The sequence below is a fragment of the Kitasatospora sp. GP82 genome (genome assembly GCF_029892105.1).
Classification (GTDB): Bacteria; Actinomycetota; Actinomycetes; order Streptomycetales; family Streptomycetaceae; genus Kitasatospora.
This window is the reverse complement of sequence record NZ_JARZAJ010000002.1, coordinates 241,836-257,216: the sequence shown is the minus strand read 5'-3', so window position 1 is coordinate 257,216 and position 15,381 is coordinate 241,836. Positions and strand designations below refer to the sequence as shown.

10 protein-coding genes are annotated in these 15,381 nt (G+C 64.1%); 8 read left to right on the top strand and 2 right to left on the bottom strand.

What is annotated here, in order from left to right; translation table 11 throughout:
- Window positions 1–44: 44 nt before the first annotated feature.
- On the bottom strand, window positions 45–701 hold the full coding sequence (locus P3T39_RS02855; protein WP_280695653.1) for a GNAT family N-acetyltransferase: 657 nt from the start codon (window positions 699–701) through the stop codon (window positions 45–47).
- A 172-nt stretch (window positions 702–873) separates the two neighbouring features.
- Here P3T39_RS02855 and P3T39_RS02850 point away from each other — a divergent pair, with 172 nt between their 5' ends.
- The 3 genes from P3T39_RS02850 (at window position 874) to P3T39_RS02840 (ending at window position 4,592) form a co-directional block, all read left to right on the top strand.
- Window positions 874–1,563 (top strand): GIY-YIG nuclease family protein, encoded by a 690-nt coding sequence (locus P3T39_RS02850; RefSeq protein WP_280695652.1) that lies wholly within the window; start codon window positions 874–876, stop codon window positions 1,561–1,563.
- A gap of 111 nt (window positions 1,564–1,674) precedes the next feature.
- A complete protein-coding gene (locus P3T39_RS02845) occupies window positions 1,675–2,103 on the top strand; it encodes a very short patch repair endonuclease (protein WP_280695651.1) in 429 nt (142 codons plus the stop codon).
- Window positions 2,104–2,693: 590 nt separating this feature from the next.
- A complete protein-coding gene (locus tag P3T39_RS02840; protein ID WP_280695650.1) occupies window positions 2,694–4,592 on the top strand; it encodes a DNA cytosine methyltransferase in 1,899 nt (632 codons plus the stop codon).
- Between the two features lie 230 nt (window positions 4,593–4,822).
- Here P3T39_RS02840 and P3T39_RS02835 read toward each other — a convergent pair whose 3' ends face one another.
- Entirely contained in the window at window positions 4,823–5,455 is a 633-nt protein-coding gene (locus P3T39_RS02835; RefSeq protein ID WP_280695649.1) for a hypothetical protein, read from the bottom strand.
- A 1,027-nt stretch (window positions 5,456–6,482) separates the two neighbouring features.
- Between P3T39_RS02835 and P3T39_RS02830 the strand changes: the two genes are divergently transcribed.
- From P3T39_RS02830 to P3T39_RS02810, 5 genes are all read left to right on the top strand, one after another.
- Window positions 6,483–8,696 carry an ATP-binding protein gene (locus P3T39_RS02830; RefSeq protein ID WP_280695648.1) on the top strand — a complete coding sequence of 738 codons (2,214 nt, stop codon included), beginning with the start codon at window positions 6,483–6,485 and terminating at the stop codon, window positions 8,694–8,696.
- Window positions 8,693–9,856, top strand: coding sequence for a hypothetical protein (locus P3T39_RS02825; RefSeq protein ID WP_280695647.1), 1,164 nt, complete (start codon window positions 8,693–8,695; stop codon window positions 9,854–9,856). Before P3T39_RS02830 ends, P3T39_RS02825 begins: the two co-directional genes overlap by 4 nt.
- A 216-nt stretch (window positions 9,857–10,072) precedes the next feature.
- Window positions 10,073–11,551: an ATP-binding protein gene (locus P3T39_RS02820; RefSeq protein ID WP_280695646.1), complete on the top strand. Its 1,479-nt coding sequence runs from the start codon at window positions 10,073–10,075 to the stop codon at window positions 11,549–11,551.
- A gap of 64 nt (window positions 11,552–11,615) precedes the next feature.
- Window positions 11,616–14,381 (top strand): Z1 domain-containing protein, encoded by a 2,766-nt coding sequence (locus P3T39_RS02815; protein WP_280695645.1) that lies wholly within the window; start codon window positions 11,616–11,618, stop codon window positions 14,379–14,381.
- Window positions 14,378–15,379 carry a PD-(D/E)XK motif protein gene (locus tag P3T39_RS02810; RefSeq protein WP_280695644.1) on the top strand — a complete coding sequence of 334 codons (1,002 nt, stop codon included), beginning with the start codon at window positions 14,378–14,380 and terminating at the stop codon, window positions 15,377–15,379. The genes P3T39_RS02815 and P3T39_RS02810 overlap by 4 nt, the downstream gene beginning before the upstream one ends.
- Window positions 15,380–15,381: the final 2 nt, after the last annotated feature.

The window sequence follows — 15,381 nt, the reverse complement described above, 5'->3', positions numbered from 1 at the left end:
CCACGCGGGGCCGCCACCCGCAGCATGCCTCCCGCCAGCCCCGATCAGCGCTCCGACAGGTCCTTCACCAGGACGACGCTGTCGTAGTTGGTGACGTCCCACCGCCACGTGCCCACCGGTACGTATCCACGCCGGCGATACCAGCCGACCAGCTCGCTCGCCTGGGACGACGTGTCGATCACCACCTGTCCAGAACCCAACGCGGCAATCCGTTCCTCCGCGAGTGTCAGCAGCCGTTGCCCCAGCCCGGTGCCCTGCTGCGACGGCTCCACCGCCAGCTGCCAGAACGACCCCGCGCCCGCCGGAGCCGGGTACTCCTCCGGGGCTGCGAAAGGAGCCGCCACCGTCACCGTCGCCACCATCGCGTTCCCTTGGAACGCCACCCAGCACTCACCCTTGCCCAAGCGGTAGGCCGTGTCCTGCGCGGACTGGTACGAGGCAAAGAACACCCGCCCAGCGGCGGCGTGATCGGCGTATGCGAGATGCAGCAAATGGGTGAGCTCCTCCACCGAGTCCCCCTCCGCGAAGCGCCGCACGGTGCCGAGGCCCACGGCCAGCAGGCCGCCGTTGCCCACCAGAGACACGCCCTCCGCCTGGGCCCGCTCCATCAACTCACGACCCAGCTGAACATCCAGCCCCGCCTGCGCGGGCCGCCCGCGACCCTCAGGGTCCTGCGGACCCACCAGCTCCGAACTCGGCATCGCTGATCCTCTCCGGCCAGGACACCCCTCGTCCCAGCTTCACCGGATGACCAACCGCCCACAAATTTTTTCGGACAGTCCCGAACTCTTCGGATGGGCTCCACGAGCAGGGACTCCTGCTCTGTTGCTGTCGAGGGTGATGTCAGTCGGGTTGTCAGCGAGAATGGGCCGGATGACTCAACGACCGGAGCACGAAGAGGCGTACCGCGCGTGGTGGGGATCCCTGCGCACGCTGACGGTGGATGCCGATGCGCTGCAGCAGTGGCAGGATCGCCGATTCGCTTTCGCCGCACGTGTCGGAGATCTTCTCACCAATCCCTATAACTCGCACGATCGAGTTTCCGGTCCGGTGCTGTACGGCATCTACCTCAACGGCGACGGTCCTGCCTACGTGGGGCAGAGTAAGGAGGGCGAGCGCCGCCTGCGTGATCTTCCGATCGGCGAGAGCCACCACTTGGCGAACACCATCCCTCCGGAGATTTGGCAGCGTGTTGTCGTGGTCAGCTGGCCCAGCCTGCTCGACGCGTTGCCTATTGAGGAGCGGGAGCGCATCGAGGGCCTCGGCGGCGAGGTTTGTGGCCTCGCGCTCGAACATCTCCTACAAGTGGAACTCTGTCCGCCCCTCAACAGTCGCCGCCGGCACCGCGACGGGCACTGGCGGCCGCGAAAGCTAGAGTCGAGCAGGTCCAAGGGCGCGCAACAGGCGGGGTGCCTGTTCGCCCTCTATGAACGCGTCCGGGACTGCTGGTCCACGCTCGCGACCGCCGACGTGCCGACCGGCGACGCCATTATCGAGCCGGTAGTTCTCTCGGAGTACGGCCGGGTGGTGTTTCCCGCCGTCTCACTGTCAGCGGTCGGGTAGTTGGCGATCTGTACCGCGGCGTACCCGCCGACCTGATGTGGCCGGGGCTTCCCGAGCATTGCTCCTCGGAGGCGATGGCTGAGGCGAGCCCTGGTGCTGGAGACTGGATGTATGTCGCCCACCGCATCGACGCCTGCCGTCGCCGCACGCATGAGCCGCCAGGCTTCTCGTGACACCGCTCAGGAGCTGGCAGTACGCCGGCTGCTGCACGGCAGCGGCTTGCGCTACCGGGTGCACGTCCCCGTTCCGGGGATGCCGCGGCGCACGATGGACATCGCTTTCGGTGACGTTCGAATCGCGGTGTTCCTCGACGGGTGCTTCTGGCATGGCTGCCCCCAGCACGCAACGAGTCCCCGCGCCAATGCGCAGTGGTGGCGTACCAAGCTCGACCGCAACCAGGTTCGTGATCGGGAGACGACGGAGCACCTCGCTGCGGCCGGGTGGACGGTACTGCGGTTCTGGGAGCATGAGACGCCCCCGGATGTCGCCCGACGGATTACAGACCAGGTCCGTGCGAAGCGCTCAGCGAGTAGTCGCTGACCTGGGGCGTTTGGAGTGCCGGATTCGCATGAGCCCGGCTGATGGGCGGGCCGTCAGTCGGGTCCAACGACCGTGGTGACCTTGAAGCCCGCACCACTGATCTGCATGCCTGCTCGGGCAAGCGTTGGCTCTCACGACATCTGTCAAGAAGGTGTGCGCAGAGGCCCTTCCTCCTCCGACGGAGGCGGTGAAGCAGATGATCCAGCGGATCTGCGAACGGTACGAGCACCAGACGATCCGCATCATGGAGCTCGGGGAGCCGTTCTCCATCGCCCCGGGGACAGTGCCACCTGCCATCCGATTTGTCGCGGTCTCGAGCAAAGTTCGCTGGCTCGATGGCGGCGTGAACCGCTGTCATGCCCTACGATTGGGGCGCCTGGGACTACGTGCGATGATGACCGGTTTGGCTCGGCAGAGGCACTGCGGACTTGTGGAAACACCCACGAAGGACCGCCTAGAGGGTGGATCGTATGATCCACGAGACGCTCGCACCGATCAAACTCGGTGGGCGTAGGGGCGGTCGTAGTGGTAGGTTGCCCTGTTCCACGCTGTCCTGATAGCCATTCATGTCGTTCGGTCGGAGGTCGGTGGTGGGGGACTTCTACGGTGTGCCCCTCGAGCGGAGCGACTACCTCGCGCTGGGCCCGCACGAGCAAAGCTGCACCCCGGAGACTTTCGCCGCTTGGGTCGAGAGCCTCAAGGGCGACGAGCTCTTGGCCGTAGACCTCTTCTCAGGCGCAGGTGGGCTGAGCTTGGGCCTCAAGCGGGCCGGCTGGACTGTGGCTGCCGCCGTAGATTTCAACGAGCGTGCCCTTGAGACGCACGCCGCTAACTTCCCGGGCCTCAGCCTGCACATGGATCTCGGCGACCCGGACGAGCGTGCACGACTCGTCGAAATACTGAAACCGGCCAAGATCGACCTTGTTGCCGGAGGACCGCCCTGCCAGCCGTTCAGCCGCGCGGGTCGAAGCAAGATCCGCAGTCTTGTAGAGAAGCACGGCCGAGACCCACAGGATCTCCGCAAGGAGCTCTGGAACGCCTACCTGGACATCGTCATGCAGCTCAAGCCGCGCGCTGTGCTGATGGAGAATGTCCCTGACATGGGCCTCAGCGATGATTTCCGGGTCATCCGCATCATCGAGGAGAGGCTGGAGGACTGCGGCTACGCGACCCAGGTCCGCCTCGCCGACGCATGGAACTACGGCGTTCCCCAGCACCGCAAGCGCTTGATCCTGCACGCCCGCAACGACCTGGACCGCTTTGAATGGCCCGAGGCCCAGAAATCCTGGACCACCGTGCGTGACGCCATCGGAGACCTCCCCTCTCTGCCCCCCTTCAATAAGGGCGCACGCGTTCTCCCGTACAGCAAGCCGCGCAAGGCATCCGAGTTCGTCAGCCAGATGCGCAAAGACGCCCCTCGCGGAAAGATCTGGGACCACATGACTCGGGGCGTCCGCGAGGACGACATGCAGATCTACGAGGGGATGACCTCCAAGACCCTGTATACCCAGGTGCCTGAGGAACTGCGCCGGTACAAGGCCGACAACTTCACTGACAAGTACAAGCGCCTTGACTGGGAAGAGCTCAGTAGGACCATCACTGCCCACATCGCCAAGGACGGGTACTGGTACATCCACCCCGAGCAGCATCGGACTCTCACCGTGCGTGAGGCGGCACGGATCCAGACCTTCCCGGACGACTTCCGCTTCGCCGGCGTCCGAAGCGATGCGTTCCGACAGATCGGCAACGCCGTACCTCCCATGCTTGGACAGGCCGCCGCCGAGGTCCTGCTACCAGTGGACGGTGTTGAAGCCCCCGCTGGCGGCCTCACACCCTACTGGCGCGAAGTCCGTGCCACCTTGACGGACTGGGCGCAACGACAGCGCAACGGTGGCGACTGGTACCACCTGCCAGCTGCCAAGGCCCGTCCTGTCCATGCCGCTGTAGCGGCTGTGCTCTCAGGGGCGAAAGTCAAAAGCGGCGTGCTGGCGGAGGTCTTCGGTATCGTGCGGACCTCCAGCACCCTTACCAGCACGATGCTCGCGAAGATGATCGCGTTGGCCCCCAGCTCTGCCGCGGTCAAGCGCCTGGAGCGGCTCACGCCGCTCGTCGACAACGTTGCAGCGTGGCGCAAGCTGGACGATGTACCTGAGCTGCTTCAGCTGAAGCCAGCCGAGCTTGCACTATTCCGGCTGTTGAGCGGACAGGATCTATTGCTGATCGGCCAGGGATCACTCCGAGTCGCCGCTCGCGTCAATGACAGCACTGCCCACCAGACCAACCGGCTCAGCGATGGCCGGGTAAACATGGTAAAGCTGGTTGGTGCAGGCGATGATGCCCCGCTGCGCATGGCTGCGCTGCGCCTGATCGGGGCGAATATGTGCCACGACAGTGAGCCCGTTTGTGGAAGCTGTCCGCTGCGGACCTACTGCCCACAGCGAGAAACCACGCTGCTTGACGATGACATGAAGGCCGTTGTTACTGAGTAGTTGCTTCTCCATGCGCGCCACGATTCCAAAAATCGAGGGCTCGCTCCCTGTCATAGCCAATAGGTGTTGTCCAATCGCGTTCACCGCATTCCCCTTACTGCTCCCTTCCTCGTCCTGCCTCGGCTGATATCCATCCACGGATACTTTCCTTCCTGCGGGCCGGGCGCAGTGCATGACAGTGCCCAGCGGGGGCATGGAAGACGGCAGAAATGACGGGTTCAGCCTTTGTCCTATTCCATCTCCATCTCTTCAAGGAGCTCGGCAAGCCCCTTCACCCAAGATGGTCGGGGCAGGCTATCGAACATGTCCCTTTCAGTGAGAATCGCCTTGGCCAGGGCGTGCATATCCCAGATTGAGCGGCCGTATATGTACCAGCGCCCCAACTCCTGGCCGACACCGCAGCCGTTCTGCTCGATCAGCTCAGCGAGCAGGACAGCGCGGGGATGGTCAGGAACCGCGCCAACCATGGGGTACTCGGAATGATGCTGCTTCCCCAAGCCGCTCGAGCAGGAGTAGAAGGTGGCAACCCGTGCTGCTCCGAGCGCCACGCTGAGACCGGCCACGCCAACGTCATTTCCGAAGAAGGAATACGTCGTCATCTCGGCGTATCCAACATCGTCGGTCTCCATCAGGTCATCGAGAATTGCTTCGACGCCGTCCGGAGCTGCGGACTTCTGGGCTTGATCCATGACTTCGGCCTCAGCTCTCAGGCACTCTTCGGCATCGTCCCAGCTCGGAAGCCCAATGCACTCGTACTGATGATGTTCAGTGAACCCCTCGGACACATCTTCGGCTGTCAGGCCGACACGCAGCGTACTCAAGTCGTAGTTGCTTTGGATCTGCACATCGAACTCAGGAATCATGAGTCCATCATGCCGAACTCTGCCGACAGGTACGCGAGTTCAGCGCATTGGCGCGCTATCGGCAGTGACTGCAGTGGTCGGTGACGGGGTCACCGCTGAGTGATCTTGAAGTGGGCGAGGGCCATCTGGCTCGGTATGGATTGCGACATTTGCACCGGCGCGCAGCAAGGCCCTCGTGGCACGCCGTAACGCGCCCCTGATCGAGAGTCGGACGTCTGCGCCGGGCCCACTGCGGTCGACGAAGGCCGGCCACTGCGTCGCGCTGCGAGTGCTTCGAGGTTTCCCCGGCCACGGCTAGCGCTGGGCCGACCGCCATCGCTAACTGGGCGAGGCGGGCATAGGCGACCTTCCTCGCGCCCGCGCCACAGCACACGTCGGGCCTCTGTCCGCACCGAGCGCAGAATCAACAAGGTCCGCGTGCCGCGTCGCTAGGGCCCAGCCCGGATTACATTCCTGCTGGGATGGGACCGGTCATCGGGTCCTGACCCGCTACCGACTCGCCCCTGGCTCACCTCGACCGCACCGCCAGCGGGGTCATCCGACGCTACGAACACACCGACCCGGGCGAGTTGGTGCAAGTAGACACCAAGAAGCTCGGCGATACTCCCGACGGCGGTGGCCACCAGGCTGGGCGCAGAGGCCGTCCCAGCGCTGCACAGCGCGGTCAATCACCACCCCGCCTAGCTTTGAAGGGAGATCGTCGCTGACGAGAAGCAGCAGACCTGCAGACCACGGCATGCACGTGAACGATCGAGTTCTCTGGTTCAGATGCCCCAACTTGTGACATCTGACTGATTTGTAAGTGTCCAACCACTGCCCCGAGTTGCCCGAATCGATGTAAAGTCCCATTGAGTGCCGAGGAGACTCTTGAGCTCGTACCGCTCGTTCGGGCGTCCAACCGCTCCTTCGAGTCACCCTGCGGGCAACTGTCCTGCCTCGCTACTCAAATCGGCCAAACGATAGGCATGCTGGAGTCTCGTTGCCCTCTGAATACACGAGTGCCCAGCTCAGGCCACGAGCCCGGTTGATGCAAACGCTTGGCGAAGAGCTGATCAGCAACGAACGCGTCGCCCTCGTCGAACTTGTCAAGAACTCCTACGACGCGGACGCCGGCCTCGTGGTGATCCGCTTCGTCGGCCCCCTCGAGAAGGGCAAGGGTGCCGTCGAGGTGTGGGACGACGGCCACGGCATGCGTCCGGAGACAGTCCAGGGTTCGTGGATGGAGGTCGCGACGTCCCACCGGCAGCGCGCTCCCCGCAGCGAGAGCGGAACGCGCCGGGTGCTGGGAGCTAAGGGCATCGGCCGCTTCGCGTCAGCACGCCTGGCACGCGAGGTGTCTGTCGTGACCCGGCGCGAGGATGGCGTCGAGACGGAGGTACTGGTCGACTGGGACGCGTTCACCAAGGAGGACGTGTACCTCGATGATGTAGCCATCCATTGGACGAGCCGCGAGGCCACGGTCTTCGACATCGATGGGGAGGCCCAGCGTCTGTTCCGCGCCGTGAGCGAAGCCGCGACTCGTGGAGCGCTCGGCAAGGAGCGCGCTGCCGCCATTGAGGCGGTGCAGACACAGGGCCGCACACCACACGGGACCGTCGTCAGGCTTCGCGAGCTGCGCCAGCAGTGGACCGAGACATCCATTGATCAACTCTGGTACGCGCTCTCCCGGTTGGTGCCGCCTGCTCCCTCGGCTGAACTGGATGTCCCGGACCGCCCGGAGTTTTCAATCTACTTGGACGTCCCCGCCCCTTTCGAACATCGGACGGGATTCGTCCGCGCCAGAGAGGCCCTCGCCCGGCCTGACTACCGCTTGGTCGGTTCCATCGACGCGGAGGGACACGCCGAACTCGTCTACCGGGCTTCCCGAGGCTCGGAGGATGTTCAGATCGTCCGGGATCTTCGGGTGAAGGGGCATGCTCCGTCCTGCGGTCCCCTCAAGATCGACCTTCGCGCCTGGGACCTCGATGCTCCGTCTCTTCGGAAGCTGACGCAGGTGGACCTCGGGGCCAAGAACGTCACCGAGCTGCGGGCTCTGATCCGTGCGAACTCCGGCGTGGCCCTTTACCGGGACGGGTTCCGGGTACAGCCCTTCGGTGAGCCGGAGTTCGACTGGCTGATCCTGGATCAGCGCCGCGTCAACAACCCGACGATGCGTCTGTCCAACAATCAGCTGATGGGCTTCGTCTACATCAGCGCTGATCACAATCCAGGTCTGCAGGACCGCTCACACCGTGAGGGTCTGATCGACTCGCCGGCCTTTGAGGACCTCAAGGCACTGATGCTCGACTGTGCCAACGAGCTGGAAACCCGGCGTTACAAGCTCCGACGCGCCGAGCGGGTCTCGGATGATGCCCCCGGCAGCCCTGCGGAGCGGGAGCGCGGTCACGGCATCTTCGACGCGTTCACGCTTGACCCGCTCCGTGGCATCGTCAGCCAGAAATACCCTGACGACTTGGAGTTGGGGCGTGCGCTGGACGCGGCCACCGAGAGCCTCCGGGAGAACGTCGAAAAGGTACAGGAGGTTCTCTCCCGCTTCTCGCGCCTCGCCTCGCTCGGCGCGTTGGTCGATGTCATCCTCCACGACGGGCGCACTGCTCTGACCAAGATCGCCTTCCTGCTCGGAGAGCTTGAAGAAGCGGTCGACAGTGTGGCGGTCTCCGATCCCCTTCTCTCACAGGCTCTTTCGAAGATGCAGGCTGGCTTTACCGCGCAGTCGGATGCGTTGGACAAGCTGTTCAGCCGCATAGAACCGCTGAGCGGCAGGCGACGAGAGACTCCGAGGAAAATTTCGTTGCAGTCAGCGATCCGTGACGGTGTGTCGGTGCACGAGGAGGTGCTCAAGAAGGCTGGCATCACAGTCAAGGTCATCGGCCAGGACGAGGTCATCACTGCCGAGCCCAGCGACATCATCACCGTGATCGTCAACCTGGTTGGCAACTCGATCTACTGGATGTCGACGCTGCCGGAAGACGCGGATCGCAATATCGCGATTCATACAAGCCGCGATGGCGAGGACGCTGTGACCATCCTGGTCAGCGACAGCGGCCCAGGAGTCCGGGAAGAGATCCGCGAACTGATCTTCGACACCTATTTTAGCGATAAACCTGACGGAGTCGGTCTCGGGCTGAGCATCGCCGGGACCATTGTCGAGGACTTCTACAACGGTGACCTCGCGCTGATGTCATCTGGCCCACTATCCGGCGCCTGTTTCAGGATCCGCCTTCGAAGGAGACTCGGATGACCACGGAGGCACCCGCCTTCCGGATCCTCATCATCGACGATGAGGAGGAGTTTGCCGCCAAGCTCGCGATCCGGCTTGAAGCCCCGGTCTCCGGCCTTCCGCCGGTGAAATGCGACATCGAGACGAGCTTCGACCGTGGCGAGCAGCTCTTGATGACCAAGTCGTTCGACCTCGTGGTGCTCGATGTGAAGGACAACTCGGCCGGAGGACCCGCAGTAGCGGCAGCCGAGCGAGGGCGTGAGGTGTACAAGAGGATCATGATTCAACGGTGGGTTCCGGTAGTGTTCTGGACCGGAGTGCCGAAACAGGTCCAGCACCTGGCGCAGCCACCGCTGATCCAGGTGGTCCGCAAGAACGCCTTGCCGGAGATCGTCGACGCGGTGCGCACAGGCTTGGAGTCCGGCGTCCCTGCACTGACCCGCAGGCTGGAGGGCATGCTCAGCCAGGAGATCCGCTCCTTCCTGCGTGATGTCGTCGCACCGAAGTGGTCAGAGATGGCCGATGCCGACCACCAGGAAATCGGTCCCCTCCTGGTGAACCGGCTTGCTGCCTGGCTCAAGGAGCACGGCGTGGCGGCTCTCCGCACCGAGGCGCCTGTGGAGACCTCCGCCGACAGCACTTCGGCCGCCTGCGTGTACCTCTACCCGCGAGTGGCCAGCCATATCACCACGGGAGACCTCATCCAGGATCCCCAGGAGCGGTGGTGGCTGGTACTGACACCCGTTTGTGACATGGTCCAAGTCCCCGGCACCAACCGCGCCATACCGAAGGCTGAGTACGTCAAACTCGCTCGGGCGGACGTAGCACATGAGTCTCCCGTCATCGCCAAGTGGATCAATGCGGGCGGTAACAAGGACTCTGCGATGGCGGTCTACCGTCCCAACCACAACCGGTTCCTGCCGCTGCCGAAGTACCTGGTGATCCCGGACCTCGTCGTGGATTTCGAGCACATCCAGTCCGTCAAGTGGGTCGAGCTCGATACTTGGATGCCCCGGGCCACACTCGACAGCCCCTTCGTCGAGGCAGCCCTCGCAGCCCACAGCCGCTCGGTGGGAAGGATCGGCACCCCGGACATCCCGACCACCGACATCCGCGCCGAGCTCATGGCACGGCAGAAGGAAGCATCCCAGGCCGCCGTCCCCGCCGCGCGGACGCCATGATGGCCTGGCATTCGCGAACTGACCTGATTGGTGGCTTCGGGAAGCTCTGAAGTGCACGAATAAGCAAAACGCCTCCCCAATCCACCCATCGGCTCGCTAGGGTGTGACGAGAGTGTATTGCCAATCCAACCGGCAGCGCCCAATCTGCTCTGTCATCAGCGGACTTGATTGATAGCCCCTACAGTCGGCCAGCTTCGGCTCCGATGGAGAGTGACCTTGGATTCCGACATCGCCGCCCCCGACCCCGCGGGCCTTGTCGCCTCCCTGAGTTCGCTCGGCTACTCCCTCGAAGCCGCCATCGCAGACTTGGTCGACAACAGCGTCTCCGCCGGCGCCAAAGCAGTCGACGTGGAGTTCACTTGGGCAGGACGGGAGTCGTGGATGGCCGTCGTCGACGACGGCTCCGGAATGACTCCCGCAGAGCTCAGGATCGCCATGACGGTGGCCGCCCGCGGTCCATCGACAGTGCGGAGCGCCCGGGATCTCGGGCGCTTCGGCGTCGGCCTCAAGTCCGCCTCCTTCTCACAGGCACGCCAGCTCACCGTCGCCAGCTTCTCCAAAGGCGACTGGTCAGTGCGCACATGGGACTTGGACCTGATCGAGATGTACGGCCAGTGGCACCTGCTCCGAGGTGCTGACGAGCCGACCACCAAGATCCTCGAGGAGCTCAAGGGAAAGCACGGCAAGGGCACAATCGTGCTGTGGCGCCGCCTCAACGGCTACGTCGACGCAAGCGTGACCGCACAGGATGAGGCCACCCAGAAGCAGTTTTACGCGGAGGTCGCCCGGACCCAGGACCACCTAGGAATGGTCTTCGCGCGCTTCCTCTCCGGAGCTCGCAAGATAGCGATGCATGTATCCGGAACGGCTGTTGTGCCCTGGGATCCCTTCATGCTCTCCCACGGGTCGATCCAACGACTGCCTGTCGAAGACCTTCCGCTGGGTTCGGGAACGGTCCGCGTTGAGAGCTTCGTACTTCCGAGCAGCCGTCAGCTCTCTCAGGAGCAGTACGACTTGGCCGCAGGACCCCGTGGCTGGCTGAAGCAGCAGGGCTTCTACGTCTATCGACGCAATCGGCTCATCCTTGCCGGCGACTGGCTTGGGCTTCCCGGGCTGCGTAGCGAGGAAAAGTACAATCTTGCCCGTATCGCCGTCGACATCCCGGCGGAGACCGACGTCGACTGGGGGGTCGACGTGCGCAAGGCGAGCGTGATCCCTCCGGTCGCCCTCCGACGCCATCTGCTGCGCCTCGCCCACAACACCCGCACCCGTGCCGCCGAAGGGCTTCGGCATCGCAGTCGTATCGCTGCCCGGACGCACGGAGACCCGATCGCCTTCGCCTGGGAGGTCCGCCGGGTCAACGGCATCGTACGGTGCAAGATCAATCGCCGACACCCGCTGGTCAAAGAGGTCCTGCGGGAGAGCGGTGAGCGGGGCAAGGACCTTCGTGCGCTGCTGTACCTCCTCGAAGAGACAGTTCCCGTAACGGCGCTCCGCGTGCTGCATGAGACCGATACTGCCGATGACCCGACCCCATTCGACGAAGCCGGCGAGGCTGACGTGACAGCCGTCGCGGTGGCCGAACGGATCCTTCAGGCCCTGATCGGCGATGGCTCCAGCCCTGCAGCGGCCCGGGAGCGGCTGCGGACCATGCACCCTTTCTCCGAGCTGCGCGGATTCTGGAGCGAAGCATGAACGCCTGACCGTGACTGCTTGGGTCTAGCTTCACCCCAGCCCAATCGAATTCCCGGAGGCCATTGTGGGCACCACCGCTGAAGACTCGCTCGACCAGGCCGTCCGGCTGGTCCAAGCGCTGCTGCCCGCCGACCGCCAGGCAACCTCAGAGGAGATCGGCGACGTCGTCAACTCCATCCTGGGAATGTTGCTCGTTCGTGGCGACGTGATCGATCGGGGGGCTCTCACCAAGCGCATCCAGGCGCTGATGTCGGTGTTTCAGGAGGACTCCGCTGGGCTGGTCGACGGGGCCAATCACGAGCCTTGGCTCCACGCCGTGAAGAGCGAGCGGACCTGGGACTTCTGGGAGCGCTACCGTCGCTATCTCGAAGATGTCCGGATGCTTCCCAGCCGTGTGGTGCGCCAGCTCGACCGCAGCACGGAAGAGGTGCTGGAGCAACTGGAGGACCCGCTGCGGACAGGAAGTTGGCGGCGCACCGGGCTGACCCTGGGCCAAGTGCAGTCCGGCAAGACCGGTCACTATATCGGCCTGTGTTGCAAGGCGGTCGATGCTGGATACCGTCTGGTGGTCGTCTTGGCCGGCATCCACAACGACTTGCGTAGCCAGACCCAACTGCGTGTTGATGAAGGCCTGTTGGGCTTCGACTCGCAGTATCAGCTGCGTACCGACCAAGAGGGCGCGCAGTACCGGATAGGGGCCGGTGCGATGCCGCTGACGAAGCGCTTGGACATCGCGTCGCTGACCAACAGCACCGAGAAGGGCGACTTCGGTCGGCAGATCGCGGCGAAGACGAACATCCCGGTCGGCAACTTCCCCGTCGTCCTAGTGATCAAGAAGCATGCGCGCATCATCGAATACCTGCGCACCTGGATCACCGAGGTGCACGGCGTCGTCGGTGCCGAGTCCGGCCTCAAGACCGTGCACGACGTACCGCTGCTGATCATCGACGACGAAGCGGACAACGCCTCTATCAACGTCTCCAAGGACCCGGACACCGACCCGTCCAAGATCAATGCAGCGATCCGCAGGCTCCTCAACAGCTTCGGCAAGTCCGCGTACGTCGGCTACACCGCGACACCGTTCGCCAACATCTACATCGATCCGAAGGCCGACCACGACGAGGTGGGCGCGGACCTCTTCCCGGAGAGCTTCATCCGCAGCCTCCGTGCCCCGTCCAACTACCTCAGCCCTGAGCGGGTCTTCGGGCTTCAGGCGTCCGACGATGAGGAGGAAGACGTCGAGGCGCTGCCGCTGGTGCGCTATGCCGAGGACTACACGGACTGGTTGCCCAGCAAGCACGGATCAGGGTACGCGCCGAGTGATGACCTGCCGGATTCCCTCCGCGAGGCGGTCGACTCCTTCATCCTCGCCTGCGCAGCGCGGCGCGCACGTGGCCAAGGCGCCGAGCACAACTCGATGCTCGTCCATGTCACCCGGTTCACTGCGGTTCAAGGGCACGTCCGCGACCAAGTCGACGAGCACCTCCGGTTCATCGCTGACACGCTTCGGGACCAGTACAGTGCGACCTCCCGCCAACGTTTCGCCGAGCTAAGCCAGCTGTGGGAGAACGACTTCCTCAGGACCAGCGCGCAGTTCGATGCCGAACGTACCGAGCAGCTCACCTGGAGCGAGGTTCAGGAACACGTCCTTCCCGCCTTGCTGAAAATCCAGGTCAAAGCCATCAACGGCACCGCCAAGGACGCGCTCGACTACTACGAGAACCGGGACAAAGGTATCTCGGTCATCGCCATCGGCGGCGAGAAGCTGTCTCGTGGCCTGACCCTGGAGGGCCTGACCGTCAGCTACTACCTGCGCCACTCGAAGACCTACGATGCGCTGCTGCAGATGGGCCGCTGGTTCGGGTACCGGCCCGGCTATGAGGACCTTTGCCGGCTCTACACCACTCCGCTTCTAGAGCGCGCCTACGTGGAGATCACCGCTGCGACAGACGAGCTGCGCCGGGAGATAGAGGAGATGGCGGCTCTCGGCTTGACTCCCAGGGACTTCGGCCTCAAGGTCCGGTCCTCGTCGATGAACCTCAGCATCACGGCACCGAACAAGATGCGCCAAGGAACAAAGGTACTGCTCAGCTATTCCGGCGAGATCTCTGAGACGGTGATCTTCAACCTTGACAAGGGCGTTGTCGAGGGGAACCTCGAAGTTCTGGAGGGCTTCGTCGGGCGGCTGGACCAGCTTGCACCTGGGTCTCTTGACGATCCTGGACCGAGCGTGGTCTGGAAGGATGTCCCGCCGGAGCTGGTGGTCTCTGCCTTCTTCGACCGTTATGTGACCGACCGCGGAGCCCAGCGGGTTCGGCCTGCCTTTATCGCCCAATACATCCGCAAATGCATGGAAGTGGGCGAGTTGAGTCGGTGGACTGTCCGTCTGGTCAGCAAGAACGGTGCTGTAAACCAGTTCAACATTGCGGGGCATCAGGTCGGTCTGGTCGAACGGCGGAGCAAGAACGATCCCGCCCAGGAGGGTCGACTTGCCATCCAACGCCTGGTCAGCCCAAGCGACGAGGGACGCGATGTGCCCCGGGAGCAGGTCCGGGCTGCACTTGCTGCCGCTTCAAGCCAGGACGGCGGCGCAGGAGAGGCACTGAACGCCAGGGTACTCAGCGGTCCGCGGCTCCGACTCCTCCGGAGCCCCGATCAGGCCCATCTGTTGATCTACCCCTTGGAGAACCCGCTGGGGAAGGACCTACCGCCGATCATTGCCTTCGCGGTGAGCTTTCCGCACTCGCCGGACTCGGCGAAGACGGAGTACGTGGTCAATGCGATCTGGCGTCGCGAGGACATCGAACTCTTTGACGAGGCGGCGCTGTGATCGTCACCGAGGAGCTGTGGCACGACTTGGAGGAGCCGCAAGCAGCGCCTGGCCGATCTATACGGCGCGTGTACCCGGAGTCGGGCCGCAATCTGTTCCTGACGGTCAATCACCCGGGCATGCAGCGTGCACTCGTCCTGTCCGTGGACGCGCACGCTGGCGAAGGGGCCGTACGTGCCCTTGGCCGTCTCGCCCCGACCGCCGGGCTGGAACTGAGCATCTCCGCGGCCACCCGCTCCGTGTACGAGCTCCATGTCTCGCTCGTCGCCGATGAACTCCGTGAAGTGTTCAGCCCATTGGTGGCCGACATCGCAGACGCGGCACGCCAGGCAGGCAGCGACCAGAAGGCAATGATCGCCGCGATCAACCGCTTTGCCCGGTGGCAGCACTTGCTCCGCAGCATCAGCAAGGAGGGCCTGGGGACCCGAGCCCGTCGAGGCTTGGTCGGCGAGCTGTTCGTCCTCCGCGACATACTGCTCCCCGCGCTGACCGGCGACGAAGCCGTGGAGGCGTGGACCGGTCCGATCGAGGCCCACCAGGACTTCCAGTTGGCCGACTTGGCCATCGAGGTCAAGACCAACACGTCGAAGGCCGGCAACCTGGTCGAGATCTCCAGCGAACGCCAGCTCGATCCAACAGGGATCCCCCGCCTCCTCCTGGCCGTGGCCACGCTGGATGAACGGCGCGGCGGCATCGGCGAGAGCCTCAATTCCCTCGTCGACTCCACCCGCGAGCGCCTCTCCACTGGCTCCGCACAGGCCCACCTTGACGATGCACTGATACGGGCGGGCTACCTTCCCGGGCACCGAGAGCACTACTTGGAGCCCCGCTATACCCAGCGCCACCTGCGCTTCTGGGATATTGGTGTCGACTTTCCACGCATCATCGAAGCGAGCCTCCCGCCCGGTGTGCACGACTGCAGCTACCACCTCGACCTGGCGGGGCTGGACAAATTTCTTGTGACCCAGGAATGGGTCGCAGAACTGCTTGGGAGTTGATC